General features: G+C 33.3%; 26 protein-coding genes. 3 read left to right on the top strand and 23 right to left on the bottom strand.

Going from position 1 to position 26,825, the window contains the following annotated elements; all coding sequences use genetic code 11:
* Positions 1-87 precede the first annotated feature (87 nt).
* The 5 genes from ppk1 to MWH25_RS01945 form a co-directional block, all read right to left on the bottom strand.
* The gene (ppk1, locus tag MWH25_RS01965; protein ID WP_248625255.1) at positions 88-2,100 is read right to left on the bottom strand and encodes a polyphosphate kinase 1; all 2,013 of its coding nucleotides are present in this window, start codon (positions 2,098-2,100) and stop codon (positions 88-90) included.
* A 58-nt stretch (positions 2,101-2,158) separates the two neighbouring features.
* Positions 2,159-2,599 carry a phosphatidylglycerophosphatase A family protein gene (locus tag MWH25_RS01960; protein WP_248625253.1) on the bottom strand — a complete coding sequence of 147 codons (441 nt, stop codon included), beginning with the start codon at positions 2,597-2,599 and terminating at the stop codon, positions 2,159-2,161.
* On the bottom strand, positions 2,592-3,134 hold the full coding sequence (gene pgsA, locus MWH25_RS01955; protein WP_248625251.1) for a CDP-diacylglycerol--glycerol-3-phosphate 3-phosphatidyltransferase: 543 nt from the start codon (positions 3,132-3,134) through the stop codon (positions 2,592-2,594). Before pgsA ends, MWH25_RS01960 begins: the two co-directional genes overlap by 8 nt.
* Positions 3,134-4,459, bottom strand: a complete 1,326-nt coding sequence (rimO, locus tag MWH25_RS01950) for a 30S ribosomal protein S12 methylthiotransferase RimO (RefSeq protein ID WP_248625249.1) — start codon at positions 4,457-4,459, stop codon at positions 3,134-3,136. The genes pgsA and rimO overlap by 1 nt, the downstream gene beginning before the upstream one ends.
* Positions 4,460-4,670: 211 nt before the next feature.
* Positions 4,671-5,780: a DUF362 domain-containing protein gene (locus MWH25_RS01945; RefSeq protein WP_248625246.1), complete on the bottom strand. Its 1,110-nt coding sequence runs from the start codon at positions 5,778-5,780 to the stop codon at positions 4,671-4,673.
* Positions 5,781-5,898: 118 nt separating this feature from the next.
* On the opposite strand from MWH25_RS01945, the gene MWH25_RS01940 reads away from it, so the two are divergent.
* Entirely contained in the window at positions 5,899-6,072 is a 174-nt protein-coding gene (locus MWH25_RS01940; RefSeq protein WP_248625244.1) for a hypothetical protein, read from the top strand.
* A gap of 3 nt (positions 6,073-6,075) precedes the next feature.
* Here MWH25_RS01940 and MWH25_RS01935 read toward each other — a convergent pair whose 3' ends face one another.
* The 15 genes from MWH25_RS01935 to MWH25_RS01865 form a co-directional block, all read right to left on the bottom strand.
* Positions 6,076-6,525 (bottom strand): hypothetical protein, encoded by a 450-nt coding sequence (locus MWH25_RS01935; RefSeq protein ID WP_248625242.1) that lies wholly within the window; start codon positions 6,523-6,525, stop codon positions 6,076-6,078.
* Positions 6,526-6,914: 389 nt separating this feature from the next.
* Positions 6,915-8,042 carry a LysM peptidoglycan-binding domain-containing protein gene (locus tag MWH25_RS01930; RefSeq protein ID WP_248625240.1) on the bottom strand — a complete coding sequence of 376 codons (1,128 nt, stop codon included), beginning with the start codon at positions 8,040-8,042 and terminating at the stop codon, positions 6,915-6,917.
* Positions 8,043-8,303: 261 nt separating this feature from the next.
* Positions 8,304-8,603, bottom strand: a complete 300-nt coding sequence (locus MWH25_RS01925; RefSeq protein WP_248625238.1) for a DUF2103 domain-containing protein — start codon at positions 8,601-8,603, stop codon at positions 8,304-8,306.
* 306 nt (positions 8,604-8,909) lie between these two features.
* Positions 8,910-10,286 carry an argininosuccinate lyase gene (gene argH, locus MWH25_RS01920; protein ID WP_248625236.1) on the bottom strand — a complete coding sequence of 459 codons (1,377 nt, stop codon included), beginning with the start codon at positions 10,284-10,286 and terminating at the stop codon, positions 8,910-8,912.
* Positions 10,287-10,301: 15 nt separating this feature from the next.
* On the bottom strand, positions 10,302-10,808 hold the full coding sequence (locus MWH25_RS01915) for a GNAT family N-acetyltransferase (protein WP_248625234.1): 507 nt from the start codon (positions 10,806-10,808) through the stop codon (positions 10,302-10,304).
* On the bottom strand, positions 10,801-12,006 hold the full coding sequence (locus MWH25_RS01910) for an argininosuccinate synthase (RefSeq protein WP_248625232.1): 1,206 nt from the start codon (positions 12,004-12,006) through the stop codon (positions 10,801-10,803). Before MWH25_RS01910 ends, MWH25_RS01915 begins: the two co-directional genes overlap by 8 nt.
* Before the next feature lie 769 nt (positions 12,007-12,775).
* Entirely contained in the window at positions 12,776-13,636 is an 861-nt protein-coding gene (gene ablB, locus MWH25_RS01905) for a putative beta-lysine N-acetyltransferase (RefSeq protein WP_248625230.1), read from the bottom strand.
* Positions 13,617-14,888: a lysine 2,3-aminomutase gene (kamA, locus tag MWH25_RS01900; protein WP_248625228.1), complete on the bottom strand. Its 1,272-nt coding sequence runs from the start codon at positions 14,886-14,888 to the stop codon at positions 13,617-13,619. Before kamA ends, ablB begins: the two co-directional genes overlap by 20 nt.
* A 197-nt stretch (positions 14,889-15,085) precedes the next feature.
* Positions 15,086-15,517: a Fur family transcriptional regulator gene (locus tag MWH25_RS01895; protein ID WP_248625226.1), complete on the bottom strand. Its 432-nt coding sequence runs from the start codon at positions 15,515-15,517 to the stop codon at positions 15,086-15,088.
* A 463-nt stretch (positions 15,518-15,980) separates the two neighbouring features.
* Positions 15,981-16,832 (bottom strand): metal ABC transporter permease, encoded by an 852-nt coding sequence (locus MWH25_RS01890; protein WP_248625224.1) that lies wholly within the window; start codon positions 16,830-16,832, stop codon positions 15,981-15,983.
* A 2-nt stretch (positions 16,833-16,834) separates the two neighbouring features.
* Positions 16,835-17,602, bottom strand: a complete 768-nt coding sequence (locus MWH25_RS01885) for a metal ABC transporter ATP-binding protein (protein ID WP_248625222.1) — start codon at positions 17,600-17,602, stop codon at positions 16,835-16,837.
* 1 nt (position 17,603) lies between these two features.
* Positions 17,604-18,962: a metal ABC transporter solute-binding protein, Zn/Mn family gene (locus MWH25_RS01880; protein WP_248625219.1), complete on the bottom strand. Its 1,359-nt coding sequence runs from the start codon at positions 18,960-18,962 to the stop codon at positions 17,604-17,606.
* 315 nt (positions 18,963-19,277) lie between these two features.
* Positions 19,278-20,318: a peptidoglycan DD-metalloendopeptidase family protein gene (locus tag MWH25_RS01875; protein ID WP_248625217.1), complete on the bottom strand. Its 1,041-nt coding sequence runs from the start codon at positions 20,316-20,318 to the stop codon at positions 19,278-19,280.
* Between the two features lie 633 nt (positions 20,319-20,951).
* The gene (locus MWH25_RS01870) at positions 20,952-21,371 is read right to left on the bottom strand and encodes a hypothetical protein (protein ID WP_248625215.1); all 420 of its coding nucleotides are present in this window, start codon (positions 21,369-21,371) and stop codon (positions 20,952-20,954) included.
* On the bottom strand, positions 21,358-21,969 hold the full coding sequence (locus MWH25_RS01865) for a CbiM family transporter (RefSeq protein ID WP_248625213.1): 612 nt from the start codon (positions 21,967-21,969) through the stop codon (positions 21,358-21,360). The genes MWH25_RS01870 and MWH25_RS01865 overlap by 14 nt, the downstream gene beginning before the upstream one ends.
* Positions 21,970-22,180: 211 nt before the next feature.
* Between MWH25_RS01865 and MWH25_RS01860 the strand changes: the two genes are divergently transcribed.
* The gene (locus MWH25_RS01860; protein ID WP_248625211.1) at positions 22,181-22,609 is read left to right on the top strand and encodes a DUF4198 domain-containing protein; all 429 of its coding nucleotides are present in this window, start codon (positions 22,181-22,183) and stop codon (positions 22,607-22,609) included.
* A gap of 2 nt (positions 22,610-22,611) precedes the next feature.
* On the top strand, positions 22,612-22,914 hold the full coding sequence (locus MWH25_RS13105) for a DUF4198 domain-containing protein (RefSeq protein ID WP_428832786.1): 303 nt from the start codon (positions 22,612-22,614) through the stop codon (positions 22,912-22,914).
* Positions 22,915-23,041: 127 nt separating this feature from the next.
* Here the strand turns inward: MWH25_RS13105 and argF are convergent, their stop codons facing one another.
* From argF to nrdD, 3 genes are all read right to left on the bottom strand, one after another.
* Positions 23,042-23,959: an ornithine carbamoyltransferase gene (gene argF / locus MWH25_RS01855; RefSeq protein ID WP_248625209.1), complete on the bottom strand. Its 918-nt coding sequence runs from the start codon at positions 23,957-23,959 to the stop codon at positions 23,042-23,044.
* 49 nt (positions 23,960-24,008) lie between these two features.
* Positions 24,009-24,455, bottom strand: coding sequence for a hypothetical protein (locus tag MWH25_RS01850; RefSeq protein WP_248625207.1), 447 nt, complete (start codon positions 24,453-24,455; stop codon positions 24,009-24,011).
* A gap of 238 nt (positions 24,456-24,693) precedes the next feature.
* Positions 24,694-26,817 carry an anaerobic ribonucleoside-triphosphate reductase gene (nrdD, locus tag MWH25_RS01845; protein ID WP_248625205.1) on the bottom strand — a complete coding sequence of 708 codons (2,124 nt, stop codon included), beginning with the start codon at positions 26,815-26,817 and terminating at the stop codon, positions 24,694-24,696.
* Between the last annotated feature and the right edge of the window lie 8 nt (positions 26,818-26,825).

The following is a 26,825-nucleotide window of genomic DNA, read 5'->3' as shown; positions in this document are numbered from 1 at the left end:
TTCAAATAATAACTATTATCAGTTTCTTCTGACACAAGCTATTATAACATAGATATCGGTTTCCTTCTAACAGAAGAAAGATGTAATTTATGGAAGGGAAGAGGGTCGTTGATAACTTCCATCTGGCTGCTGCTTACGAGCTTTAACTGTATCACTCAAAAGTATTTCTAAGATATTAATAATTCTTTTCTTTAACTTTTCTTCCTCAACTGGAAATAAAACTTCTATTCTTCGATTTAAATTACGTGGTCTCCAATCAGCACTGGCTAGAAAGAGTTTCGCTTCTCCTCCATTCTCAAAATAAAAGACCCTACTATGCTCTAAAAATCTACCTACAATACTAATTACCCTTATATTTTCACTCAACCCTTTCAGTCCAGGAGATAAACAGCAAATTCCCCTAATAATTAAATCAACTTTAACCCCTGCTGTTGAAGCAGAATACAATTCTGTAATAATCTTTTGGTCAACCAAAGCATTCATCTTAGCAATTATTCGCCCTTCTTTGCCCAATTTGACTTGCTCGATCTCATTTCTAATCAATTTAGTAAAATTATATCGTAAATTGAATGGAGCTACTGTTATCTTTCTCCAATCAGGTGATTCTAAAGAACCATTTAAGAAATTAAATAGCTTTGCAACATCTCTACCAAAATCATCTTTAGCAGTAAACATACTAAAATCTGTATATACCTTAGCAGTCTGATCATTATAATTTCCTGTACCCAGATGCACATACCGCTTAATCCTTTCATCTTCCTCTCTAACAACTAATAATGCTTTGGCATGTACTTTTAATCCAGCTAAACCATAGAGAACATGGCAACCTGCATTCTCCAGCTTTTTGACCAGTGAAATATTGTTCTCTTCATCAAACCTTGCTTTCAACTCTACAAATACAGTAACCTGCTTACCATTCTCTACTGCCTTGAGCAGTGCATCAATAATTGGGGAGTCTTCACTAACCCTATAAATTGTCTGCTTAATGGCGATTACTTTAGGATCAACTGCAGCTTGGCGAACCAACTCAATCACTGGCTCAAAAGATTCATACGGATGATGGACCAATCGATCTCGTTCATTAATCTGGGTGAAAATATCATCATAACCATCAAAATCCTGAGCAGACTGAGGCACTAATGGTTCAAATCTTAAATGATCATATCCTTCTAATTGACTAAACTCCAGCAAAAATGTCAGATCAATTGGCCCGGCAACCTCATATGTATCACTTTCACTCAGCTTTAAAGATCCTAATAAAAACTCTTTCAATTGACCATCCATCTCTTCTTCAACTTCAAGCCGTACTGGGAAACCTCTTTCTCTCCTTCTTAAGTAATCTTTCATCTCTAATAATAAATCTTGAGCTTCCTGATCAATATCAATATCAGCATTTCTAGTAATTCTAAAAGCATTTACAGCTTCAACTTGATAATCAGAATATAATAAATCTATATACTCTTCTATCACTCTTTCTAATAAAAGAAAGACTCTTTTATCCTCTTGGGCAGTAGGAAGCTCAATAACTCTAGATAAAGTAGTTGGTAACTTAACTATAGAAAAGTTCTCTTTTTGCTTAGAGGATGACTCTTTAGAATTTTTACTTTTTAATCGTACACTTAAGTACAAAGTTTTATTCGATAAGAATGAAAGGGAAGAACCTTGCTCAATTATTAGTGGATTCAAGATGGGAGAGATAGTTTCTGCAAAATAATCATCTAAAAACAACTTCTGTTTCATTGTTAAATCTTCAATTTTAGTAAAAAGAATGTCTTCCTGCTCTAGATTATTCAAAAGCTCAGCAAAACAACTGTACTGTTTAGCAACTAAACTATGGATTCCATTTAACAGCTCAAGTAATAGCTGTTGTGGCTTATAACCTGCTTTATCCTGCTTATCAACCCCTGAGTCAACCCTCTTTTTCAACCTTGCTACCCGAACCATTACAAATTCATCTAAATTAGAGGCAGTTATTGACAAAAATTTGGCCCGTTCTAACAATGGGTTAGATTCATCTTGGGCCTCTTCTAACACTCTATTGTTAAATTTAAGCCAGCTGAGTTGCTTGCTATTATAGTACTTACTCTCTTTATAATCCATCTAGATCATCCTCTTTTTTTAAATTCACTGAAAAAGAGTACAACCAAAAGCTGTACTCTTAAACAAAGAATAAAATTAACCTTAATAATAAATTAGCCATAATTCCAGCTAAAATATCGTCAACCATAACTCCAACTCCACCTTCCAATTCTTGAAACTTATCAATTGGAGGTGGTTTTAAAATATCAAATAATCTAAATAAAACAAATGCAGGGATCAACATATTGCTCCCTAAGCCATAAATTGCAATTACAAAGCCAACAATTTCATCAATCACAATCTGTTGGGCATCCTTCTCCCCAAAGAATTTTTCAGCTTTATCTGCAAGATAAGTTCCTGCTATAATTAAAATAAAGACTAAAGGAAAATTGATTTCAAAACCAAGTACTAACCACAGCCAAGTCAAAGCCAGTCCTACTACAGTTCCAACTGTTCCTGGAGCTACTGGACTAAAGCCACTATTAAATCCTGTTGCTAATAACCTGATTAATTTATCCATTATTATCATCCTTAATTAATTTTCTAAACTCTATTAAATAATCCAACCCAGAAATAATAGTTAACAATACAGCAATCCATAATAGCAAGTTAGCATAAGGTAATTTAATCATAATTGCTATCACTGCAAAGATCTGAGCATTAGTTTTATACTTCCCTAAATTACTAGCAGCAATTACAATTCCTTCTGAAGCTGCTAATACTCGTAATCCAGTCACAGCAAATTCACGTCCAATAATAATAATAGCGGGCCAAGCTGTAATATCTCCTAAGTCCACTAAAGCGATTAAAGCAGCCGAAATCAATAACTTATCGGCCAAAGGATCAATAAACTTTCCTAACTTAGTAACCAATCCTCTCTTACGGGCAATATAACCATCTACTCCATCGGTAATAGCAGCTGTTATAAAGACCCCTACAGCAATGTATCTCCCATATGTTTGATAGCCTTCAAAACGAAATAATAAAAAAGCCATAAAGATCGGAACCAATAGAATTCTAATTAATGTCAATTTATTGGGCAAATTTAACTTCATTAAACCTCCACTCCCATTAAATCATATTCATAGGCGTCAACAATTTCAACTTCAATCAACCCACCAACTTCTGCAGTTGAATCCTTAACATATACAACTCCATCAATCTCTGGTGCATCTCGCTCAGTTCTACCGACTACTAATGGTGATTCTTCAGCTTGAACCTCTTCTACTAAGACAGTCACCTGCTTACCAACCCAATCTTGATTGCTTTGATAAGAAATCTCTTGTTGCAGTTTCATAATCTCTTCATATCTCTCTTCTTTTATTTCTTCTGGAATTTGGTCAGTCATTTCAGCAGCTGGAGTTCCTTCTTCTTGCGAATAAGTAAAGACTCCTAACCGATCAAATTCTGCTTCTGTAACAAAGTCGATTAAATTTTTAAACTCTGCTTCTGTCTCACCAGGGAAACCTACGATTAAAGAAGTTCGTAATGAGATATCTGGTATTTTGGCCCGTAACTTCTTAATCACAGCTAAAATATCATCTTTGCTACCAGTTCGGTTCATCTTTTCTCTAATTGCAGCATCAGCATGTTGAACTGGCAAATCAAGATAATTACAGAGCTTATCCTCAGTTGCTATTAATTCAATCAATTCATCAGTTAAATGGCTAGGATATGCATATAATAATCTGAACCATTCGATATCTTCAATTTTGACCAATTCCTTCAATAACTCAATCAACCTAAATTCACCATATAGATCAATTCCATACTGAGTAATATCCTGAGCAATAATATTGATCTCTTTAACCCCTTGCTGGACCAACCTTTGTGCTTCATCGACAATCTTTTCGATTGATCTACTCCTTAAAGACCCTCTCAATTGAGGAATCACACAATAAGAACAACAATTATTACAACCTTCTGCTATCTTCAGGTACGCAGTATAGTTAGGGCTTAAATTATTTTTAGGCAAGTAGCGATCATAATCAAAATCCGGGTTCTCAACTTCTACTTTTCTTGTTCCTTCTAAACTTTCCTCAATTACCTCTACAATCTGATCAAAATTTCCTGTTCCCAAAATAGCATCAACCTCTGGAATTTGCTCCTCCAAATCTTGGCTATATCTCTGAGCTAAACACCCAGTTACTATTAATAATTCACAAGCACCATCTTGTTTATACTGGGCCAGCTCTAAAATCGAATTAATTGACTCCTCTTTAGCATCATCAATAAATCCACAAGTATTGACAATCAGTACATCTGAATTATTATAATTATCTACGACTTGATAACCTGCTTCGTCAATTAAACCTAACATAATTTCGGAATCGACTTGATTTTTTGAACATCCTAAACTTAATAGACCTACCTTGAGCATTATCTAACTCCACTCCTTCTAAGATTATATCAATTATTATTATAACAATATAAGTTAAATTTATAATACTGCTTTAGCTAAATTAAGCTCAAATTTATAAACTAAAGGCAGCAAGTCAACTTGCTGCCTTTATCTAAATCTATTATATACTATTTAGCCCCTTAATTCAAAACAATTTTGTTTGACAATCCAAATTTAGTTTAATTTAACATTAATCAATTTCGATTAAATTATATTCTCGACTCCCTAGACCAATCTTCTCTCCATGCCTTAACTGAGCCTCCCAATCTACTTCAGGATGAACACCTCTAAATTTATCCTCACCAGGAGCAAAATTCTTTACTAACGCACTATCTTGATTACCCCGTTGTTGATTGACAAGATCAGCAGATGCTTGATCGATTGCTACTGGATCTTTAGCAGCTAAGATCCCAATATCATTGACAATCGGTTGATCGGTCCAACCACAGCAATCACAATCAGGTGAAATATCGAGTACAAAATTTATATATCCTACTTTTTCCTCTTTACCTTTGACCACTCCTAAAGTAAACTCTGCCATCCTTTCTTGGACAGTAACTGGGGCATCATCCCATTGTACAGAAATAGCATCTGTCGGGCAGGTTACTACACATTCCCCACAACCTATACACTTCTCTAAATCTATTTCACTAACCTCATTAATTACAAAAGCATCCTGAGAACACCATTCTTTACATTTACCACAAGTAATACATTCCGCACTAGCAACCTCTGGTTCCACAGCAGCATGCATCATCTGCTTTCCACTTCTACTACCTAATCCCATTCCTACATTCTTGATCGCTCCACCAAACCCTGTCAATTCATGCCCTTTAAAGTGGGCCAAACTAATCATCCCATCTGCTTGTACAATTTCACTACCAATCTTAACTGAACTGAAGTGTTCTCCATCTATCTCTACCTCCGAAAAGTTCTTCCCAGTTAACCCATCAGCAATAATTAAAGGTGCTAAGACTGTAGAATAACCAAATCCATTAGCTATTGCTGTATTTAAATGATCTACAGAGTTGGCCCTTGCTCCTGAATATAAGGTATTAGCATCTGTTAAAAAAGGCTTCCCTGCTTCTTCTTTAATCTTCTCAACTATCCTCCTGACAAAGAGCGGTCTAATAAAAGCATTATTTCCTTGTTCACCAAAATGGAGTTTAATCCCACATAAATCATCCTGATCTACTAATTGATCAAAGCCTGCTTCTTCAAATAGCCTAGCCAATTTATTGACTAAACTATCTTTTTTATTGTTGGCCCTTAAATTACAAAAATAAATATCACTTTTCATTATTTCCCCCTCCAATTCTTTTACAAATATTATAATTTAATAACTATTTTTACTAACATCATTAATATAATTTTGACAAACAATATAAATAAATTCATTACTAAGGAGGATAATTAATATGCTAGACTATACAAATTTAAATGGTCTAAAACAGATAGTAACTGATCTCAAAAGAATTCAAAATAAAGAAACAAAAGATGTTAGATATATCAAAGAAGATGAATTAGATGGTGTCATCAACTTACTCAAAGCCATTGTTAATACAAAAGAATTTAATGAAAAACTAAAATAAAAATCAGTGATACAAACTGAGTAATGATAGAGCATTAAAAGCATATGCAAACTCCAACAATCCCAAAATTAACTTTAATCTTTGCTTTTTATTATAATCTTTCCTATCATATTTAATTCTTGCTTCAAAATCATCAACAGAACTTATCACTAATTTTTGACTTAATTTAAAGAGACAGATTAAGATCAGTCCATAACTTAAAATCTGCAGCAAAAAATAATTTCCAAATAAGATTGAGTTAGCTATGTAATATAGAATCAAGAATAAATAGAAGGTAAAATTAACTAATTTTAACATTAAAAAAGGATTTTTTTGTTGTCCAATCAGTTTTAATTGAGACTTAATATCTTCATGTTCATCAATATAACTTTCAAAACTTTTCGTACTATCCTTTAATTTAACAATAATAGCTATAATATATACTATAGATAAAAAACCTATATACTGTTTCATACATCTCCCCCTTATTTCAAAATCCGAGGAATAAATTCCTCGGATAAATTTTTTATTTAATAGATAAACTAATCTATAATAAACAATTTATATGTGTCAATTTAATATATTTTTCTAACTAGACTCTTCTTAATTGATATAAAGCTTAACTTCAATTTACAATGTACAAAATTGACAATTGACAATGGATAGAAAAAATCTAAGAGCGGATTTTTTCATCACGAAGGGTTCAAAGAACCCGAAGGAAGACCTTAAAATCAAAACCACTCTAAACCTATAATTTTAAGTCTTTTCATGGATTTTAAGATCTTAATATTTTGATCTTAACTGTAAACTGTAAACCGTAAACTGTCAACTCAATTAACAAAATGAGGAGTTTTAAGCTTAATTTAATAATCTAATGATCCCTGAGTAGGATCAAAATCATTCTCTCTTTGATTTTTTTCTTGCTTATCTTCTGTTTCATCCTCATTTAAATTCGCTCTTAACTCTTCTACCTCGTGTAACAAAAATTGATAGTTACCTTCCAGTTCTTCAATAGTCTTTCTCTTTTCAACTATCCTTGCCTCATATTCATCAAGCCTCATCAAAGCAGCTAATCCTTTAGACTCCTCATCCAGTCTTGGTTCATCATCTTTAGATGTTAACTGATAAGCCTTTTCAACCAACTCAGAGATTTCTTCTCTTCTTCTTTGATTAGCTTGATAACTAACATGAGATAAATAGTAAAAGTAAGCCGGATAATTTATGTAGTAATTCTCCACTTGAGGAATATAAATTCGCTGTCCTGGATAAATCCGATTTGGATTCTGAAGCTGATTATTTACCCCAACTAGCAACTGTAGTGGAATATCATATTTCCTAGCTAAACTAAATAAGCTATCCCCTTCTTCAGCTCTTATAACAAACTTATTATCAAAAATATCAGTTTTAGTCCCCACAGTCAAATTTAAATAATCATAAACCCCTTGTGCTAAAACTCTTTCTTCTAGTTCTTTTAAACTCTCTTCAGCTACCACTTCTCCACTCTTAATTCGTTCTAAAGTTTGCTGGTCATAACTTCTTCGATTATGTGGTAAATCAATATCAATTTCAACAGGCGGTAAGTTGGCAGCTAAATAATTAGCCAACCCAAGTAAAGTATCAACTCTTCTTTTTGCCTGCAGTTGATAATTATCTGCTTGCACCTTAAATTCTTCCCTCAGCTCTTCCTGAGCAAAATCCAACTCTTCTTCGCCAGCTTTAAAAGCTTCCTTCAGCTTGATATCCCGTTCGATCTCTGCTGCCAACAATAAGCTCTTCAAATAAATTGACTTGGCTAAATAATCTGAATAAGATAAGTCATTTAAAATAACTTGATCCAAATGTTGTTTAGCTTGGGGCCAATCCTGACTTTCAAAAGCCATTACTGCTTGCTTATAATTTTCAAAAGCTAAACTCCTAGCAAAGCCAACTTTAGTCATCATAAAAACAAAAACTAACAACAGTATACTTATAGTTTTTTTATTCCTTCTCACTATAAAGACACCTCCTCATTTCATTTTTCAGTCGACTATCATATGCGTCAACTTAACACATAATTTTCTAGTCACCTTACTTTTTATTGATAATTGATAGTTAAAAACCTTCAAAACCTTTGATTTTATGGACTTGATCTTCAACTCTCAATTATCAACTATAAATTATTATTCCTTTTATTACTTCTAGATTACCACCAAATATCCTTTAAAATATAAATATGGCATTACCGAGTTAAAAATCAGTAATACCATTATCCTCTATTTAACAAGCTTTCGCTCTTTCATTACCTTCATTGCTTGATCAGGTTCATCTGTTACTACAAAAACCTCCTGAATCGAAGAGCTATTTTTAGCTAAAACTTTGATCCCACTAGGTGTATTATACTTCAATTTCAAATGAGGAGGAATACCACTTCCACCACGCCGATTAATTCGACCAGGAATTATACTTTTAACAATGGTTAATTTTGATAAATTTTCTAATAAAGGTAATATATCTTCTATGATTGTATGCTCTCGCTTTATTTTATTAGCCCGATATTTATTATCCTTACTCATTTTAATCCTCCTTCCTACCTGCCTTTTTTCTATTATATTGCAAAAGAGTCATAATCCAAAGATTAATCAATTTTATCTAAAAAAGGATATTAACCATTCTATCACAAAAATTAAAGTTTTAAAAGGGAATTGCTGCTAAAAGAATAGAGTAAGCTAAGTCTAAGGTTAAGAATAAGTAAAAGCAAAATTAAAAAAGTTACCTACAACCTTTGAAAAACATAATTTCCTAAACAATATGATTAAAAGGGGTTAGGACCTAAGTCCCAACCCCCTTTTTAATTTAACAATCCAGTTACCTAGATTTATTTACTCAGTATCTATTATTCCTTTTTCTTGAGCAATTACCCGTTCAACTTCTTCTTGTGCTGGTCCACCAATCGTATCTCGAGCATCCACACAATTCTCAATTGCAATAGCATCATAGATATCCTCTCCAAATACATCAGAAAAATCAGTCCATTCTTTTAACTCTAAATCTGATAGATTCTTCTTATTCTCAATACAGTATAAAACTGCCTTCCCTACTATCTCATGAGCTTCCCTAAAAGGCACTCCCTTATCTACTAAATAATCAGCAACATCAGTAGCATTAACAAAACCACCCTCAGTAGCTTCTTTCATCTGGTGTTGATTAAAACTAGTATTAGCTAACATTCGTCCGAAGATTTCTAAACTTATTTTCAAAGTATCTACAGTATCAAATAGACCTTCCTTATCTTCTTGCATATCTTTATTGTATGCCAATGGAAGCCCCTTCATAGTAGTTAACAATTGCATTAAATGTCCATACACCCTGCCAGTCTTGCCCCTAATCAATTCAGGAATATCTGGGTTCTTCTTTTGAGGCATGATACTACTTCCAGTACAGAAAGCATCATCTATCTCCACAAATTCAAATTCAGAAGATGACCATAAGATCAACTCTTCACTCAATCGACTTAAGTGCATCATTACCGTAGCAGCAATACCTAAAAACTCAATAATAAAATCTCGATCACTGACCGCATCTAAACTATTTTGGCTAACTTCAGAAAATTTTAATTCTTGAGCAACATATTCACGATCAATTGGAAATTTAGTACCAGCTAATGCCCCGGATCCTAATGGTAGAACATTAACCCGTTGATAACAGTCAGCTAATCGCTGCTGATCACGTTTTAGTTTCTGTTGATAAGCTACCAAATGATGGGCCAACCTAATCGGTTGAGCCCGCTGCAGATGAGTATAACCAGGCATAATAATCTCGATATTTACTTCAGCCAACTCCAATAATGTCAATTGTAAATTCTTAATTAATTCTGTAACCTGTTCAATCTGATCTCTTAAATATAATCTAATATCTAAAGCAACCTGATCATTTCTACTCCGTGCTGTATGTAGTTTTCCGCCTACTTTTCCTATCTTTTCAATCAACCTTCGCTCAATATTCATATGAATATCCTCTAACTCAACTGTAAACTCAAAATTACCTGCTTCTATTTCAGCTAAGATCTCCTTTAATCCTGCCACTATCTGGTCTTTATCTTTCACTGAAATAATATCACATTTAGCTAACATCTTAGCATGGGCAATACTTCCTTGAATATCATATTGATATAATTTATAATCAAACCCAATTGAAGCATTAAACTCTTCCACTAATTGATCAGTACTTTCAGAAAATCTTCCATCCCATAATTTCATACTATTGCTCCTCCCCTAGATTAACTCCTTACTGATTATTGCCCGAGTATAATCACTTTTATTTTGTAAGCCACTAATTTGATATCCTAAATTCTGATAAAATCGCAATAACTTCTTTAATTTATAAGCAGAATGGAGTATAATCTTCTCTCCACCTTGAGCTCGAACCTGCTTCTCAACAGCAGTAACTAGCTTAGAACCGATCTTTTGGCCACGATAACCAGCTAAAACTCCTAATCTACTCAAATAAAATTTATTTTCAGCTAAAGAATAATAACGAACCGAGCCAACTGGTTTATTATTAGAAATAGCAACTAAGACTTCTTTAGTTTCAATATCTTCTTTAACATCCTCTTTCGTCTCTAATAAGGCAGGGGAAACCGAAGAATTATTAGGTACATTATAATCTTGAAAGATCCGCTTAGTCAAATCAAAGATCAATTTAACATCTTGACTAGTAGCTTTTCTAATTCTAACTTCCTTTCCCTCCGTTTCCTGATAGCTTACAGCTAATTTACTCATTATGGATCTTTCCATGAACCTTTAATGGTAACCCAAACAATTCAATAAATCCAATCGCTGACTCATGGTTGAATATATCCGATTTATCATAAGTAGCTAAATTTTCTTGATATAATGAATTGTTAGATTCTCTTCCAACTACCGTACAACTACCTTTATATAGTTTAACTCTAATCGTTCCATTAACATATTGTTGTGTATAATCAACTAAAGCATCTAACGCTTCTCTAAGTGGAGAGAACCATTGTCCATAATAGACCAATTCGGAATACTTATCGGCAACTGACTGTTTATAATGAGCTGTCTCTCTATCTAGTACTAAATCTTCTAGCTGGCTATGAGCCTCCTGTAATACTGTATAAGCTGGCACCTCATAAATTTCTCGCGACTTAATTCCTACCAATCGATTCTCTACCATATCAATTCTGCCGACTCCATGCCTAGTGGCTACTTCATTTAAGGCAAATACTAAGCTGACTGGATCCATCTCTTCTCCATTTAAAACAACTGGTTCTCCATTCTTAAATTCAAGTTCCACATATTCAGGCTCCTCCGGTGCATCTTCAGGAGCAGTAGTAATTTGATATACATCCTCTGGTGGTTCTTGAGCTGGATCTTCTAAGATTCCACATTCAATACTAACACCTAACATATTTCGATCTATACTATAAGGGCTTTCTTTAGTAGCTCCTACTGGAATCCCTTTCTCTTCTGCATACTCAATCTGTTCTGCTCGAGAATTAAACTCCCATTTTCTTAATGGAGCTACAATTTCAATCCCTGGAGCTAAAGCTTGAAATGAGACATCAAAGCGCACCTGATCATTCCCCTTTCCAGTACAGCCATGAGCTACAGCATCTGCTCCTTCTTTTTTAGCTACTTCAATCATCTTTTTAGCAATTAATGGACGAGAATAGGCAGTAGTTAATGGATATTTATCTTCATAGATTGCTCCTGCTTTCAACCCCTTAAATGCATAATCAGTTAAAAATTCTTCCTTTAAATCATCAACATAAGCTGCAACCGCTCCTGTTTCTAAAGCTTTCTCTTTAACCGGTGCTAATGGTTCATTCTGTCCTACATCTGCTGAATAAGTCACAACTTCTACACCATATTTATCTTGCAACCATTTAATAGCAACTGATGTATCCAAACCTCCTGAATAAGCCATAACAATCTTATTAATCTCTTTTTTCATCTTAAATTCCCCCTTGGTTTATATTATTCATACACGATAATTCAAGCCAAATTTCAATATTATAAAGAGTTTAAAGTGAAATTTTATTATAATAAAGCTCACAATTGACAATTGACGGAATGTACAATTTACAATTAAAGGTCAAAACCTTGAAAATCTAAGACTCCTAAAAAGCCTATATATTTAAAGGTTAGTTTGGTTTTGACCTTTAAGGTTTTAATTAGGTTTTAAGAAAATTTATGTTTGAGCTAAGCATAGTTTCTGCGTTTAAGCTTCGGAAAAGGGCTTAATATTTAAATATTAAGTAGTAAAATTAATTTTAAGCAGAGATTTAGCTTTGAATAGCGAGTTTAAATTTTCCTCTGGTTTTTTAGCTTTTTTTCCTAAATGTTTTTGCAGTAAAAAATTCAGTCGAGGAAGGGCTAATTTTTAGCCCGCTCGAAACTGATTTTGAAGTTTATTAGTTTAAGGTCTTAATTTTAAAAGGTGACGCTATATATCAATAAAAAACAAATTAACGCACATGATATTAAACTATATTCTCCTAAGTTCTTATTGGTTATTATTATACATCTATATGAATAATAATTCAACAGTTAATTTGAATTTCTCTTTCATACTTCAGCACAAGAGCAATTAGTCCTTCAATTTTTTATAATTAGTGGCTTTTTTAGTTAGATTCACTTTTAATTATATCTCTTAAGCAATTTTTTTATTCAATTAAAAGGTTCAAACTAAAAATAGGAGCAGCAAAGCTGCTCCCTAATAATTAAATCACCTTACTCCAGACATTCATATCTTCAAAATCATCAGCAATATTACAGTTTTGAATCAACCTTCCTGTATATTCATAATTAGCACTACTAAAAATTTTATTGATTCCAAAAACATTAGCCCGAGCAATTGTATACAATGATTTATAATTATTGATTATTAATTCTTCTTCTATTTTCTTCAGTAAATATGCTGCTAACCCTTGTCCTCTATGCTCAACATGAGTAGCAAAATCAGTCAACTCTGCATTTTTATATTCTGAGAGTGTTTCGGCAGCTGCAGCTGAAACTACCTCTCCCTCTTTAGTAATAACTCCATAAATAGTTCCTTTCTTTCTCATCTGCTTTAAATAATCTTCTCTCATGATTGGATAGGGATAACTACTAAAAACATCATCATATAAATTAGACAACTGAATCAAATCATTCTCAGTAGCTAATCTAAAATTATATCCAGCTGGCAAAGTGAGTTCATTATCCTGCTCATTTGATTTAACTTTACTTACTAATTCTTCCTTTTCCTTTTTATTGTAACTCTCTCTTCTATCTTCGGTTAAATAGAAAGCCATTACAATTGCATCTTCTGAACCATAAAATGACTTAATAACTGCCTCAGATTCAAAACCAATGCTCTCAAAATCTTCTTTATCCTTGACATAAGCTTTAACCCAAATCTTAGTTAAGTTTCTACTATGAGCAATAGCTATTAATTCCCTTACTAAACCTGACAAATTAGTCCCGCAATACTTCTTGAGTACAATCCGTTTATTGAAGGAAGATAGATTAACTTGGGCTTGATAATCAGTTCCTTTTAAATTAAATAACTCATCTTGCCTCTTATCCATTATAGCTTGCATAACTTCTCTCCCCCGTCTTTAAACTGATCACATCATCATCTTCAGCAAACAAACGCTCTAATCCAACTTTTTCCTGCTCTTCATCTTGATCATCAAAAGGCTGCTCACAAATATTACATTCCGGTGGACAGTTATGTGGTCTAACTTCTGGCTCAGTATAAACTGTAATTGTTCCTTCAAAATTTCTCAAAATAGTCTTTCGGCTGGATGAAGATAGTAAATAATTAGGGGTTACTGGTATTTTTCCACCTCCACCTGGAGCATCAACTACATAACGAGGTACTGCCATACCAGAAGTATGACCAATCAAATGCTCCATAATTTCTATTCCTTTAGCTACCGGTGTTCTAAAATGCTCAATTCCTTGCGATAAATCACACTGATACATATAATAAGGTCTGACTCTATTTTTTACCAACTTATGCATTAAATCCTTAATTATCTCAGGACAATCATTAACATCTCGTAATAAAACAGTCTGATTACCTAAAGGGACTCCTGCATTAGCTAGTTTATCCAATGCCTTTTTAGATTCTGCAGTTATCTCTTGTTCATGATTAAAATGGGTATTAATCCAGACCGGACCAACCTCTTGCAACATTTCTACTAAAGAATCATCAATCCTCTGTGGTAAAACTACAGGAATTCTAGTTCCTATCCTTACTACCTCTACATGTGGTATTTCCTTCAATTTAGTAATAATCATTCTTAATTTCTCTAGATCAACTAATAACGGGTCCCCACCTGATAATAAAACATCTCTAATCTGAGGATTATTTCTTATATAATTAATTCCTTCTTCAATCTGAGCAAAGTCAATCGGTTGTTTTTCATCTCCTACCTTTCTTTTTCGAGTACAATGGCGACAAAACATTGAACATTCATTCGTAACTAATAATAAAACTCGATCGGGATAGCGGTGGGTTAAGCCATCAACTGGAGAATCTTCATCTTCACATAACGGATCATCCATTTCATAATTGGAATTATCCAATTCTAACTTATCTGGGATTGCCTGCTTCTTAATTGGGCAATCTTTATTTTCAAAATCAATCAATGAAACATAATAAGGAGTAATCGACATTGGAAAAATTTTAGTTGCTTTTCTAATTTCCTCTACTTTACTAGTAGGGATATCAAATCTACTCGTTAATTTCTCTACAGTTGTAATCCTATTTTCCAATTGCCAATGCCAATTATTCCATTCCTCTTCACTGCAAGACCATTGTTCCTTAATTTCAGTAAACTCCATCTCTTATCTCCTCCTAAAATTAGCTAATAATAAAAAAATCTGAGCTCTTAGCATAGCTAAGTAACTCAGATCGCTCATCCAAAAACCTTATTCTGGAAATCCCAAAGCAAGATTAACAAATATAAGTTTAAATGTCAAGTGGTAACTTATATAAATTAAACTTGTTATCTTCTACTTCTCTACAGCAGAAACAGATATTAATCAGCAGTATCTTTTTGACAATTAGGACAAATACCATACATCTTCATCCTATGCTCTAAAATAGCATAATCTGTTTCTTGATCTACTTCAGCTTCAAATTCTTGTAAAGGACAGTCTAATGGTTTAACTTCCTCACAATTAATACAGATTAAGTGATGGTGGTGCTCTCCTTTAATTAATTCAAATTTATTTTCCTGTTCATCAAAATTAAAATTTTTAACAATCCCATTAGATTTAAAGCAGTTAAGATTTCGATAGACAGTTGATAATCTTAAATCAACCCCTTCTGTTTCCAATTCGAGAAATATCTCTTGGGCTGATAAAGGTCTTTTAATCTGAAGCAATACCCTTAAAAGAGCAGCGCGTTGTTTAGTCCACCTAATCCCTTTCTCCTTCAACTTTTCTTTCCACAACATTAGTTCATCCATCTTAACCCCTCATTTGCTTCTTCATTTTTAGCAATCAAACTGATGTACGTCAACTTAATATATAATTTTCTAATCACCTTACCTTTTACTGATATTTAGTGGCACTTTGCCACTAAATATCAGTGTACAGTTTACAGTTGATATGGTTTCTATAGTTTTCACGAAAGGTCTTGACAAAGACCTGTAGGGACGGTTGACAGTGGATAGAAAAAATCTAAGAGCGGATTTTTTCATCACGAAGGGTTTAAAAAACCCGAAGGAAAACCATTATAATCTTAAATCAAAATCACTCTAAACCTGCGAACATAAGGCATTTCAGAGGTCTTAATTTTTTAAGGTTTTGATCTTAACTGTAAACTGTACACCGTACACTGTCAACTCAATTATGTGTCACAAAGTGACACATAATTGTAATAATACCAAAAATCATATTAAGTTAGTACGGATTTAATCAAACTTTAACTTAACTATCCTTAACTTCTAATTCTAGATTTTCAATTTTGCTCTGATAAATTAATTTTTTAATATTTTTATATAAAATTGCTCCTAATAAATAAAATACACTAACAATTATAATAGTTCCCCCTGGTGCTAAATCATAATAAAAAGAACTGATCAAACCTGTATTCAGGGCCAACATACTAAATACCACACTATAAAGGATAGTCTGTTTAAAACTCTTAGCAAGTTGTAAACTTGTTGCTACTGGCAACGTAATTAAAGAGGAGACCAGCAAACTACCAATGATCCTCATTGATAAAGAAATAGTGATCGACACTAAAATTATAAACAACAGATTCAATAATCTAACAGGAACTCCAGCCAACTTTGCATCTTCTTCATTAAAAGCTAAAAAGAAAAATCCATAATATAAGAATGATATTATACCAATAATCAATAACCCTAATGGAATTACTACAAATAAATCCTGCCTTGTGATTAACGATATACTACCAAACAAATAACTAAAGACCCCAGAATTGTTATTACTTAAACTGATTAATATGGTAGCTACCCCTAAACCAATAGCTAAAATTATTGATAAGGATAATTCAGCATAATCCTTATAATCTTTCCGTAATTTTTCAATCCCTAAGGCTGCTAAAACTGAAACCAATAAAGCAGCATAAACAGGATAAACACCTAAAATCATCCCCAGCGCTACTCCTGCTAAAGCTACATGAGATAAAGTATGTCCAATCAATGATAACCTTTTCAAAACTAAAAATACCCCTACTAATGGACAGATGATAGCTATAATATTGCCAACTATAAAGGCACGTTGCATAAAAGAATAGCTAAAAATTTCTACCATTATTAAGTATTCACCACCTGATGATTATGCTCTGGAACTAAGATACTATTACTTGTTTTTATCTGGTTGAGATAAGCAAGGTAGTCAAACTCCTCCGTTTGATGAAGATAAAGCTTCTGATCAGAAAAACAGACAATCTTATCCGCTTGACTACTGATCATATTGATATCATGAGAGATCATTATTATTGTAATCTCTAATTTTCGATTTAGCCGGCCAATTAATTGATAAAAATCATCTTGTGCTTGAGCATCAACCCCTACTAGCGGCTCATCTAACAAAATTATTTCTGGATCATTGACTAGGGTTCTAGCGATAAAGACCCTCTGTTGTTGTCCCCCTGATAACTCACCAATCGTTCTATTCTTATATTCTAACATATTAACAAGTTCTAAAGCTTGCTCAACCTTCTTACTTAATTTATTAGTTAAGAATTTAAAGATTCCCATCTTTGAATAAAGATTGGCCCCTACAACCTCTTTAACAGTAGCTGGAAAACTACTATTAAAGTCTCGTGCCTTCTGAGAAATATATCCTACCTTTGTCCAGTTATTAAACTTACTTATTGGCTGATCTAGAAGTTTAATCTCCCCCATTTTAAAACTTAAAACCCCTACTAATAACTTCAATAAAGTACTCTTCCCTGAACCATTAGGGCCAATAAAGGCGACAAAATCACCTTTATTGACTTCCAGATTAATATCATCTAAAATGAGTTTATTATTATATTTAAAAGATAAATTATTAATCTCTACTACTTTTTCTTTCATTCTAATTCACCAATGCTTTCTCTAAAGTTGTCAGATTCTTTCTCATAATTGAGAAGTAATCCTCTCCTGCTTCTACATCCTCTGGTCGTAGCCCTTCAATCGGATTTAATTTCAAAACTTCCAAATCTGCTTCCTCAGCCAAGACTTCTGCTGTTCTAGGGCTAGCTAATACTTCTAAAAAAATGTACTCTAACTCATGTTTTTTTACTTCCTTACTCAATCGAGCTAAAGCTGCTGGGGTTGGTTCTTGATGAGGGCTAACACCTGCTACAGAAAATTCCTGCATACCATATCTCTCTGCTAGATATTGAAAAGCTGAGTGAGAGACTAAGATATAATCACTATTTCTATTGGCTAATACTTCTTTATATTCTTGATCTAACTCTTCTATTTCTTGAGCAAACTTATTATAATTAGCTCGATAAAGTTCTTCACCTTCTGGATCTAATTCACTTAACTCTTCAACTAATCGCTCTGCGATCAATCTCATATTGATTGGATTTAACCAAATATGAGGGTCATACTCCCCATGACCATGATCACAATGACTATGAGTATTGTCATCATCTTCGTAACTATGTCCCCTATCTTCAACAACCTTTACTGTCATCTCTGGTGACTCCCAATCAGCATGTTCATCATGCCATAGCTGAAAGATAACTGCAACCTCACCAACAGACTCACCTCGTAAATGTAGGTGATCGCCATGAGAAACTACCTCTACAACACCTTCTGGAGAATGAAAATCAATACGTGCATTAAATTGATATTTTTCATTATTTCCTAGTGTGATTTGATGACCATGGTCATCTCGAAAGATAGCACCAAGTGAAATATGTTCTCCTACCTTAATCTCTGGAATAGAACCATGCCAATGGTCATTATGAGAATCAGCTATAACTTGATCCTGGCTTCTATCAATAAGCTCAACTTTATCTACTCCTTGATGGTCATGGCTATGATCATGGTCATGATCTCCATATTCTAATACCTTTACAAAATCACTAGCATTAATTGTCTTACTCTCTGTATAGCTTAAATTTTCTACCAACCTATCCGCCCATGGCTCTAACTCCAATCCATTATATAAAAACAGATCACCTTGCTCAATTTGAGCAATCTTACGTGATGAAGGTTCATAACTATGTACCTCTGTTCCATGTGGTACAACAAGTTCAGCATCTACCCTATCACTACCAATCTTATTAACAAGATCATATAAAGGATAAAAACTACTATAAACAACTAAATTCTCTTCTGCTTCTTCCTGTTGTAAAGCTTCTTGTCCCCCAGTACAACCAACTACAATTAGACTTATCATTAACAAACCGATAAACAAACAAAACCTTAATCTTTTCATAATTCTCCCCCTTTTTGCAAATGATTTGCATCTAATCTATGTATATGTTATAAGAGAGAAATTATAATGTCAACATTTTCCAAAAGGATAGAATGAGCTACGTCCTCTTTAGATTAAGACTAAGTTTAAGGTTAAGTAAAACCAATAAACATAAACTAATAAAAGTTACCCACAACTTCTAAAAAATATAATTTATTTAATAATAAAAAAGCTGCCATTCGGCAACTTTAGCTAACAGCAAATTGTAAAATCATCCACAATTTCATAATTTATTTTTCAATAAAAAAACAAAAGAGAATAGAATTCTATTCTCTTTTACTTTAAATAATCTTTAGGATTAACTGGATCTCCATCTATTCTAATTTCAAAATGGACATGTGGTCCTGTACTCTGTCCTGTACTACCTGCCTTAGCAATTACTTCTCCTTGACCAACTTGTTGACCAGATCTTACCAATAATTGTGAGTTATGAGCATATAAAGTCACAACCCCATTTCCATGATCAATTGTTACTGTCTTTCCATAACCTCTAATCCAACCACTACTTAATACCTCACCTGCTCTAGCTGCTTCAACAGGTGTTCCCTCAGGAACTGCAATATCGAGTCCACTATGAAATTGTCGTTGATTAGAGACTGGGTGTACTCGCCAAGCAAAACCAGAAGTTATCCGTCCTTCAACCGGCCAAATAAAATCTCTCTCCACTGGATCGACATTCTCTGAAGTCTTTGGTAGATTAATCATTAATTTTGGAATCCTGATCCTTTGTCCAACAGTAATTCTATCCGTTCTTAAATTATTTTCTTCTCTAATCCTTCTAACTGTAGTATTATACTCTCTAGCAAGCCTTTCTAAAGTATCTCCAGAACGAACCTGATAATCAATAAACTCATAAAACTCTGTAGTACTCACTCCACCCAAACCACTTTTAGGAATAATTAACTCTTGACCGATTAAAATAATATCGGAACTAAGGTTATTAGCTTCTCTAATTAGATCAGACGAAACCCCATATGTACTGGCTAATCGGGATAAATTATCCCCTCTTCTTACTGTATGCTCATCAAAACTAAGAGCTTGTTCCAACTTAGTCCAAGTACCTCTTCCTACAATTCCATCAGTAGGGAGGTCACTCTTTCTTTGAAAGTTAATTACTGCTTCTTCTGTTGCTCCTCCAAAGATACCATCAATTATTATCCTTTCTCCTAGCATAACTAAACTCTCTTGTAATTCTCTAACATCATTGCCCCGCATACCTCTTTGTAAAACACGCTGATTGGCACTAGCAATTCCCACTGTTGAACTGATAATTATTGTAACTAAAACAAGTAAAATTACTAAACGATCACGCTTCACTTTTAATCCTCCCTAGTTTACATTAATTTATATCACTCATTTCTCTTATCTTTAATATACCATAATTTCAATCTCATATTCATTATTAATTTTAATACGCAAAAACTTCATTTATTCTAATCATTACAAAAATCATTAATTGAAACAAGAGTAAACTATTTTTTATCCCCTCCCACTTTCACAAAATTAATAGAAATGAACGGACAAGCTTATTTATTAAAATTATATCACCTTTTTTTATTCCTAGCAATAGAATAAAATTCCGCTATTAATTTATATGATTCTCGACCCAAATCCTTTAATCCTTCCTTAAATTAATCAACTTTACAATGAAATTGATATTTAGTGGCACTTTGCCACTAAATATCAGTGTACAGTGAACAGTTGACGGTTGACAGTTAAAACCTTAAAACCAAAACCACTCTAAACCTATAAATTTAAGTCTTTTCATGGGTTTTAAAATCTTAATATTTTGATCTTAACTGTAAACTGTAAACCGTAAACTGTCAACTCAATTATGTGTCACAAAGTGACACATAATTGTAATTTAGCTTTACTCTCAAACAAAAAAGTTGCAGTCAAGAATATTCTTAACTACAACCTCAATATATATCTAAATTAATTTTCATTAACTCACTCTTCCTTCTTATTTCCAAAAAACCTTGCACCTATTCCAACAAATAATATAATCCCAACCCCTAGTAAAACTCTTGCCCAGCGTGGGAATCTATCTTCAGTTATTGGTTCATCCCGAGTCCATTCAGCTCGGTGACCAAAGGTATCACTCGAAACAATCTTATAAGGTTGAAGTTCAAGATCAAACTCAAATACCCCTTCTAAATCGGTTCTTCCTTCTAAGATAACCTCTTCATCTTGATCATAAAGAACAACATCTGCTTCCATAGCTTTAGTCCCATCATCAAAGCCAACTACTACATAATCTTCATCGACCTCTTCAATCAACATCCGATGTGCTAAAGCATCTTCAATACTAATAAAACTAAAGACCAAACTGAAACAGATAATAAGCAATAACTGCTTACTCTTCATCATAGATATACCCCCTGTTTTTCTTTAATAAAGCAACGACCAATAAAGCAGTAACTACCCCTTCCCCTAAAAATATAGGCAGATGTACTGTAGTCAAAGAGATTCCTACACTAGCTGGATAACCAGATAAATATAACACTATAGAACCAACAGCAATCTTAACTAATATTGAACCAGCCCCTGCTAAAAAAGCAAAGACTCCTTCTAAAAAACTATTCATCTCCAATTTTTTTCTAAGTTTAAAAATATAATAACCACTCAAAGCTCCTACAGCAAAATTTAAGGTATTAACTCCTAAAGTAGAATAGCCACCATGATTGAACAATATCAACTGTAAGAATAGAGCAACTAAAACTGATAAAAAAGATAACGGCCCTAATAAAATTCCAGCCAACCCTACAAATGAAAAATGAACAGTTGTCATTCCTACTGGAACATGAATTAAAGAAGCTACAAATAAAACAGCTGTTATTAAGCTCATCTTAGGAATCAATTTAAAATTAACCTTTTTTTGTCGTGATGATAAATAATATAGTAAAGCACTACCTCCATAACTTGCTAAAACAACCCCTTCTCTAACAACCCCATCAGGTAAATGCATTATAATCCTCCTCTTTATCTAGTGATACTTTTTTTGAAAATGTGTTATTTAGATAATTTCGCCATTTAAACTAAAATCCCTGCTTTTTTTAAAATTAAATTAATTTAAAAAATTTGATTCTTTTGCAGGAATAAGTTATTTCATGAAGAATGTTCTTAGTAGCACAAAAAAACAAAAAGGTGTTATCAAACTTATTACAGGAGGGAATTTTATGAAAAAGTTAGGAAGAATTACAGTTTTTAGTTTGCTTGCATTATTTTTTGTAATTTCAATCGCTAGTACAGCATCTGCTCATTATGTTTGGATCGAAGCACCAACTGAAGTAACTGAAGGGGAAACAGTTTCTATTGATAGTTTTTGGGGACATATGGGAGATGATCGTGCTTCTTTCGGTACTACAGAAGTGAATACGTTCATCCAGACACCTAATGGGATTATCGAAGAAATTTCTTTTTCAAATCGAGGGAATTTCTTAACAGGGAGAGCATCTTTAAATGATAGTGGAACTTATCAAGTTTATGCTATCAGACCTGCTAGCGTCTACCAACGTTCTTTAGGTCAACATACTGCTAAAAGCTATATTAATGTAACAGGTGATGACACTTTTAAAGCATGGAATAGCCTGTTGGTCTACCATTAGAGATAGTCTTAAACTCTAGTCCTTTTGGCTTAACAGCTGGCTCTGAAGTTGAAGTAGAGATTCACTATCTAGGACATCCGTTAGCAAATCATGAATTTCAAGTAATACCTGACGGTGTAGATGAAGATGATTATGAAGATACAGTATTTAAAACGGATTATGCTGGACAAGCAACTATTGAATTAGAGGCTAGTGGAGGATACTTGTTATTCAGTCAATTTGAAGTAATAGCATCAGGAGAGCATGATACCAGAGAATATGACAGAATCCGTCATAATAACTCAGTCTTCTTAGAAGTGGAGTAACCTTAGGTTAAGGCTAAGTCTGAGTCTAAGTAACAGATTTAAAAACAATAAAATTAAAAAATTATCCGCAACCTCTAAAAAACATAATTTCCCAAATAAAAAAGTTGCCGCTTAAGCGGCAACTTTTTTATTTCATTAGTTTGACCATAATTGCTTTTTGAATATGCATTCTATTTTCTGCTTGAGCAAAGACAACTGACTGCTCTCCATCTATTACATCTGCTGTTACCTCTTCACCACGATGAGCAGGTAAACAATGCAGGAAAATAGCATCATCTTGAGCTACGTTCATAACTTCAGTATTAACTTGATAGTCTTTAAACGCTTCTTCTCTCTCTTCTTTCTCTGCTTCATCCCCCATACTGGCCCAAACATCAGTATACAAAACATCGGCTTCTTGAGCTGCTTGTAATGGATCAGTTACAACTTCAACTTGACTTCCACTCTCTCTAGCCCACTCTTTAGCTACTTGCAAGACTTCTGGATCAGGTCGATAATCATTAGGTATAGCAATTGAGATATCCATTCCTACCTTAGTAGTTGCTAACAACAGAGAATGAGCCATGTTATTTCCATCACCAATATAAGCCATCTTTAAATTAGATAGTTGGCCCTTATGTTCATAAACTGTAAATAAATCGGTCAACGCTTGACAAGGATGGTAGGAATCTGTTAAACCATTGATTATAGGGATTGAACCATGTTCAGCTAGCTCTTCTACATCACTATGGGCAAAGGTTCTAATCATAATTCCATCCAAATAACGTGATAAAACCTTAGCAGTATCACTGATTGATTCACCTCGTCCCAATTGAATATCATTTGAGCTTAAAAAGACTCCTTGGCCCCCTAGTTGATAAATTCCAACCTCAAAGGAAACCCTAGTTCTAGTAGAAGATTTAGCAAAAAGCATGCCCAAACTCTTTCCAGCTAACAACTTGTGAGCAACATTTTCTTTGTTTTCTTTCTTCAACTTCTCTGTTAAAGAAAATAATTCATTGATCTCTTCTTTTGTTAAATCATTTATCGTTAATAAATGTTTCATTCTATCGCCCCTCTCTTTCTTATAATTATACATATATAAGAATAAATATTCAAGGGTTTTTTATAATTTCAACTCTCACTTTTACTATAGAATCTTGTTGTGCAAAATCACTGGGATAAATTTCACCATGTTTAGTATTATTTAAAATAATAGTATATTTACCAGGCTTTAAAGTAAATCTTTGTACTTGTTGTTCCTCAGTGGAGGTAAAGAAACCATAATCCCTAAACTGAAGATCATCAATTATATCTCCAACAAATAAATCTTTTTTCAGATACCCTTGTTTAACTACTAACCATTCGACAACTGCCCCTTCTAACCTCTGACAACTAATTTTTACATCCTTCTTCTCTTCTAACTCAAAATCATATAAACTATACTCTCCAGCATTCAAGCTAATTTGTTCATTAACTACCCTCTTATTAAAAAACCCTGTCTGATAAGCTACTATTAACAACAAGATAAGTAAAAATACACTAAAATAGATCTTTTTCATTTGTCATCCCCTTATCTATTTTTTGTTTAAAACTGATACTATTACTATTTTCAACAAAAATTATCTTTTTTCCTGTAAATAAACAGAGTTACCTGACGACAATTGTAGATCAAGGAGATAATACTTTTAAAACGAATTAAATTATAAATAATAGCTTTTAGAAAAATATAAATCCTTCAATAAAAAAGCTTTTATTGAGTAGGAATTCCTACTCAATAAAAGCTTTTAGTTCTAAGAATTAACAATTATTTAAATGATCTATCCTTTTCTTATACTCAGCTTCTTTACCTGGTGCAAAACGATCTAAAGTTGATAAATATCCAGTAACTCTACGTACCCTTCTTATTCGTTCACTGCCACAGGATGGACATTCATCTTCAGCAATAATCCCAGAATGATTACAATCTAAGCATTCATCGATAGGGAAGTTGATTCCAGCATACCCCATATTAGATTCTTTCATTATCCTATGAATTTTCTCTAAAGCTGCAGTATTTTCTTCAATAGCACTTGGTAATTCAATATAAGAAATATGACCAGCATTAGTATATTCATGGTATGGAGCTTCTAATTTTATTTTTTCTTCAAAAGAAATATCATGATAAACAGGAACATGGAATGAATTCGTATAGAAATCATTTTCAGTTACACCCTCTATCGTTCCAAACCTCTCTTGATCTAATTTAATAAATCTCCCTGATAAACCTTCAGCAGGCGTAGCATAGCAGGTGAAATTCAAATCATGCTTTTCACTTAATTGATCTAAGCGGTCACGTAAATGTCCAATAATCTTTAAGCCTAACTCTTGTGCTTCTTCACTCTCTCCATGGTGCTTCCCAATTAAGGCTTTTAAACACTCTGCTAACCCTATAAATCCGATACTTAAAGTACCATGCTTCATAGCTTCCTCAATACTATCAGTGGCCTCTAAACCTTCCGCATCAATATAAATTCCTTGACCCATTACAAATGGTAAATCTTTTACTTTTAATTTTTTACAAACTTCATAACGATGCATCAACTGCTCTTCACATAAGTCAACAACTTTATCAAATTGATTGAAGAATTGAATTATACTATCAGATTTAATCCCTAACCTTGGTAAATTAATTGAAATAGGAGCAATATTCCCTCGTGATTCAGGAGTAGATTCACCATGTCTATTGCCCATTACTCGACTACGACATCCCATATACGATGTGCAATCATCATATTCTTGATTAAAGCTTGCATCCATAAAAGAAAAAGTAGGATTCATTCTTCTTCCTGCAACTTCTAAAGCTAATTGATACAAATCATAATTTGGATCTTGAGGATTAAAATTAACCCCTTCTTTTAATCTAAAAATTAAGTTAGGAAAGATAGGAGTCTCTCCATTACCTAATCCTGCTTTAAATGCTTTTAATAATTGTTCAATTATCAATCTACCTTCAGGAGTAGTAGCAGTTCCAAAATTAATTGAACTGAATGGAACTTGTGCTCCGGCACGAGAGTGCATCGTATTTAAATTATAGACCAACGCTTCCATACCTTGATAAACATCATCTATAATCTGTTCTAAAATTCGTTGCTCTTCTGCTGTAATAGTCTCTTCTTGTTCTTTCATTTTCAATTCTGCATAATCTTTAGGAATATAATCGGACATAGTTTTATCAAACCACGGGAAAGCTTGGCCCCCATACATATCATTCTGACAACTTTGCAAGATAATACAAGATAACATCACTGCACTCGAGATTCTTTTTGGTGGTCGAATATATCCATATCCGGTATTGAACCCTTCTTTTAATAACTTAGCTAAAGGAATCTGCATACAATTAATTGTTTTCCCATAATAATCTAAATCATGAATATGTATATCTCCCTTACGATAAGCTTTTACAATATGTCCTGGAATTAAATTAGAAAGATAATATTCTTTACTCGCTGCCATTCCTACTTGTAACATCTTAGCAGAAGGTGAATTCCCCACATTAGCATTATCCCTAATCGTCTCTTCCTCTACCTCCGATACCTGTTGCATTAAATCACTCTTAGCATGGCGATATCGGGAACGTTTTTCTCTATATAAGATATATGCTTTAGCAGTTTTAGCATGTCCTCTTTCAATTAAAGCTTTTTCTACAGAATCTTGTACTTCCTCTACAGTCGGAATTTCAAAAGTAAGATTCTCTACTAAATAATCAATGGCTAACTCAGCCACTTCTTTTGCAATTTCTCGATCATGACCACCTACTTCTTGAGCAGCATCAAAGATAGCATCTACTATTTTAAGCTTATCAAATGGTACTACTCTTCCATCTCGTTTCTTAACTTTAGTAAATCTTCTTTTTTCTGGTTTAGCACTCATTCTTTTAGTCATTAATTATA

This window comes from Natroniella acetigena, assembly GCF_023227745.1.
Taxonomy (GTDB): domain Bacteria; phylum Bacillota; class Halanaerobiia; order Halobacteroidales; family Halobacteroidaceae; genus Natroniella; species Natroniella acetigena.
Note: the sequence above shows the minus strand (reverse complement) of the source record. Positions and strands in the feature narration are given on the sequence as shown.

Bases quoted from the DNA above. Each gene is read 5' to 3' on its own strand.
- MWH25_RS01860 (WP_248625211.1), top strand. From the start codon at position 22,181: ATGAAAAAGTTAGGAAGAATTACAGTTTTTAGTTTGCTTGCATTATTT.
- argH (WP_248625236.1), bottom strand. From the start codon at position 10,286: ATGAAATTATGGGATGGAAGATTTTCTGAAAGTACTGATCAATTAGTG.
- MWH25_RS01870 (WP_248625215.1), bottom strand. From the start codon at position 21,371: ATGATGAAGAGTAAGCAGTTATTGCTTATTATCTGTTTCAGTTTGGTC.
- MWH25_RS01910 (WP_248625232.1), bottom strand. From the start codon at position 12,006: ATGAAAAAAGAGATTAATAAGATTGTTATGGCTTATTCAGGAGGTTTG.
- MWH25_RS01915 (WP_248625234.1), bottom strand. From the start codon at position 10,808: ATGAGTAAATTAGCTGTAAGCTATCAGGAAACGGAGGGAAAGGAAGTT.
- nrdD (WP_248625205.1), bottom strand. From the start codon at position 26,817: ATGACTAAAAGAATGAGTGCTAAACCAGAAAAAAGAAGATTTACTAAA.
- MWH25_RS01935 (WP_248625242.1), bottom strand. From the start codon at position 6,525: ATGAAACAGTATATAGGTTTTTTATCTATAGTATATATTATAGCTATT.
- MWH25_RS01885 (WP_248625222.1), bottom strand. From the start codon at position 17,602: ATGAAAGAAAAAGTAGTAGAGATTAATAATTTATCTTTTAAATATAAT.
- MWH25_RS01925 (WP_248625238.1), bottom strand. From the start codon at position 8,603: ATGAGTAAGGATAATAAATATCGGGCTAATAAAATAAAGCGAGAGCAT.
- MWH25_RS01940 (WP_248625244.1), top strand. From the start codon at position 5,899: ATGCTAGACTATACAAATTTAAATGGTCTAAAACAGATAGTAACTGAT.
- MWH25_RS01880 (WP_248625219.1), bottom strand. From the start codon at position 18,962: ATGAAAAGATTAAGGTTTTGTTTGTTTATCGGTTTGTTAATGATAAGT.
- kamA (WP_248625228.1), bottom strand. From the start codon at position 14,888: ATGGAGTTTACTGAAATTAAGGAACAATGGTCTTGCAGTGAAGAGGAA.
- MWH25_RS01960 (WP_248625253.1), bottom strand. From the start codon at position 2,599: ATGGATAAATTAATCAGGTTATTAGCAACAGGATTTAATAGTGGCTTT.
- ppk1 (WP_248625255.1), bottom strand. From the start codon at position 2,100: ATGGATTATAAAGAGAGTAAGTACTATAATAGCAAGCAACTCAGCTGG.
- MWH25_RS01865 (WP_248625213.1), bottom strand. From the start codon at position 21,969: ATGCATTTACCTGATGGGGTTGTTAGAGAAGGGGTTGTTTTAGCAAGT.
- pgsA (WP_248625251.1), bottom strand. From the start codon at position 3,134: ATGAAGTTAAATTTGCCCAATAAATTGACATTAATTAGAATTCTATTG.
- rimO (WP_248625249.1), bottom strand. From the start codon at position 4,459: ATGCTCAAGGTAGGTCTATTAAGTTTAGGATGTTCAAAAAATCAAGTC.
- MWH25_RS01850 (WP_248625207.1), bottom strand. From the start codon at position 24,455: ATGAAAAAGATCTATTTTAGTGTATTTTTACTTATCTTGTTGTTAATA.
- MWH25_RS01945 (WP_248625246.1), bottom strand. From the start codon at position 5,780: ATGAAAAGTGATATTTATTTTTGTAATTTAAGGGCCAACAATAAAAAA.
- MWH25_RS01890 (WP_248625224.1), bottom strand. From the start codon at position 16,832: ATGGTAGAAATTTTTAGCTATTCTTTTATGCAACGTGCCTTTATAGTT.
- MWH25_RS01895 (WP_248625226.1), bottom strand. From the start codon at position 15,517: ATGGATGAACTAATGTTGTGGAAAGAAAAGTTGAAGGAGAAAGGGATT.
- ablB (WP_248625230.1), bottom strand. From the start codon at position 13,636: ATGCAAGCTATAATGGATAAGAGGCAAGATGAGTTATTTAATTTAAAA.
- argF (WP_248625209.1), bottom strand. From the start codon at position 23,959: ATGAAACATTTATTAACGATAAATGATTTAACAAAAGAAGAGATCAAT.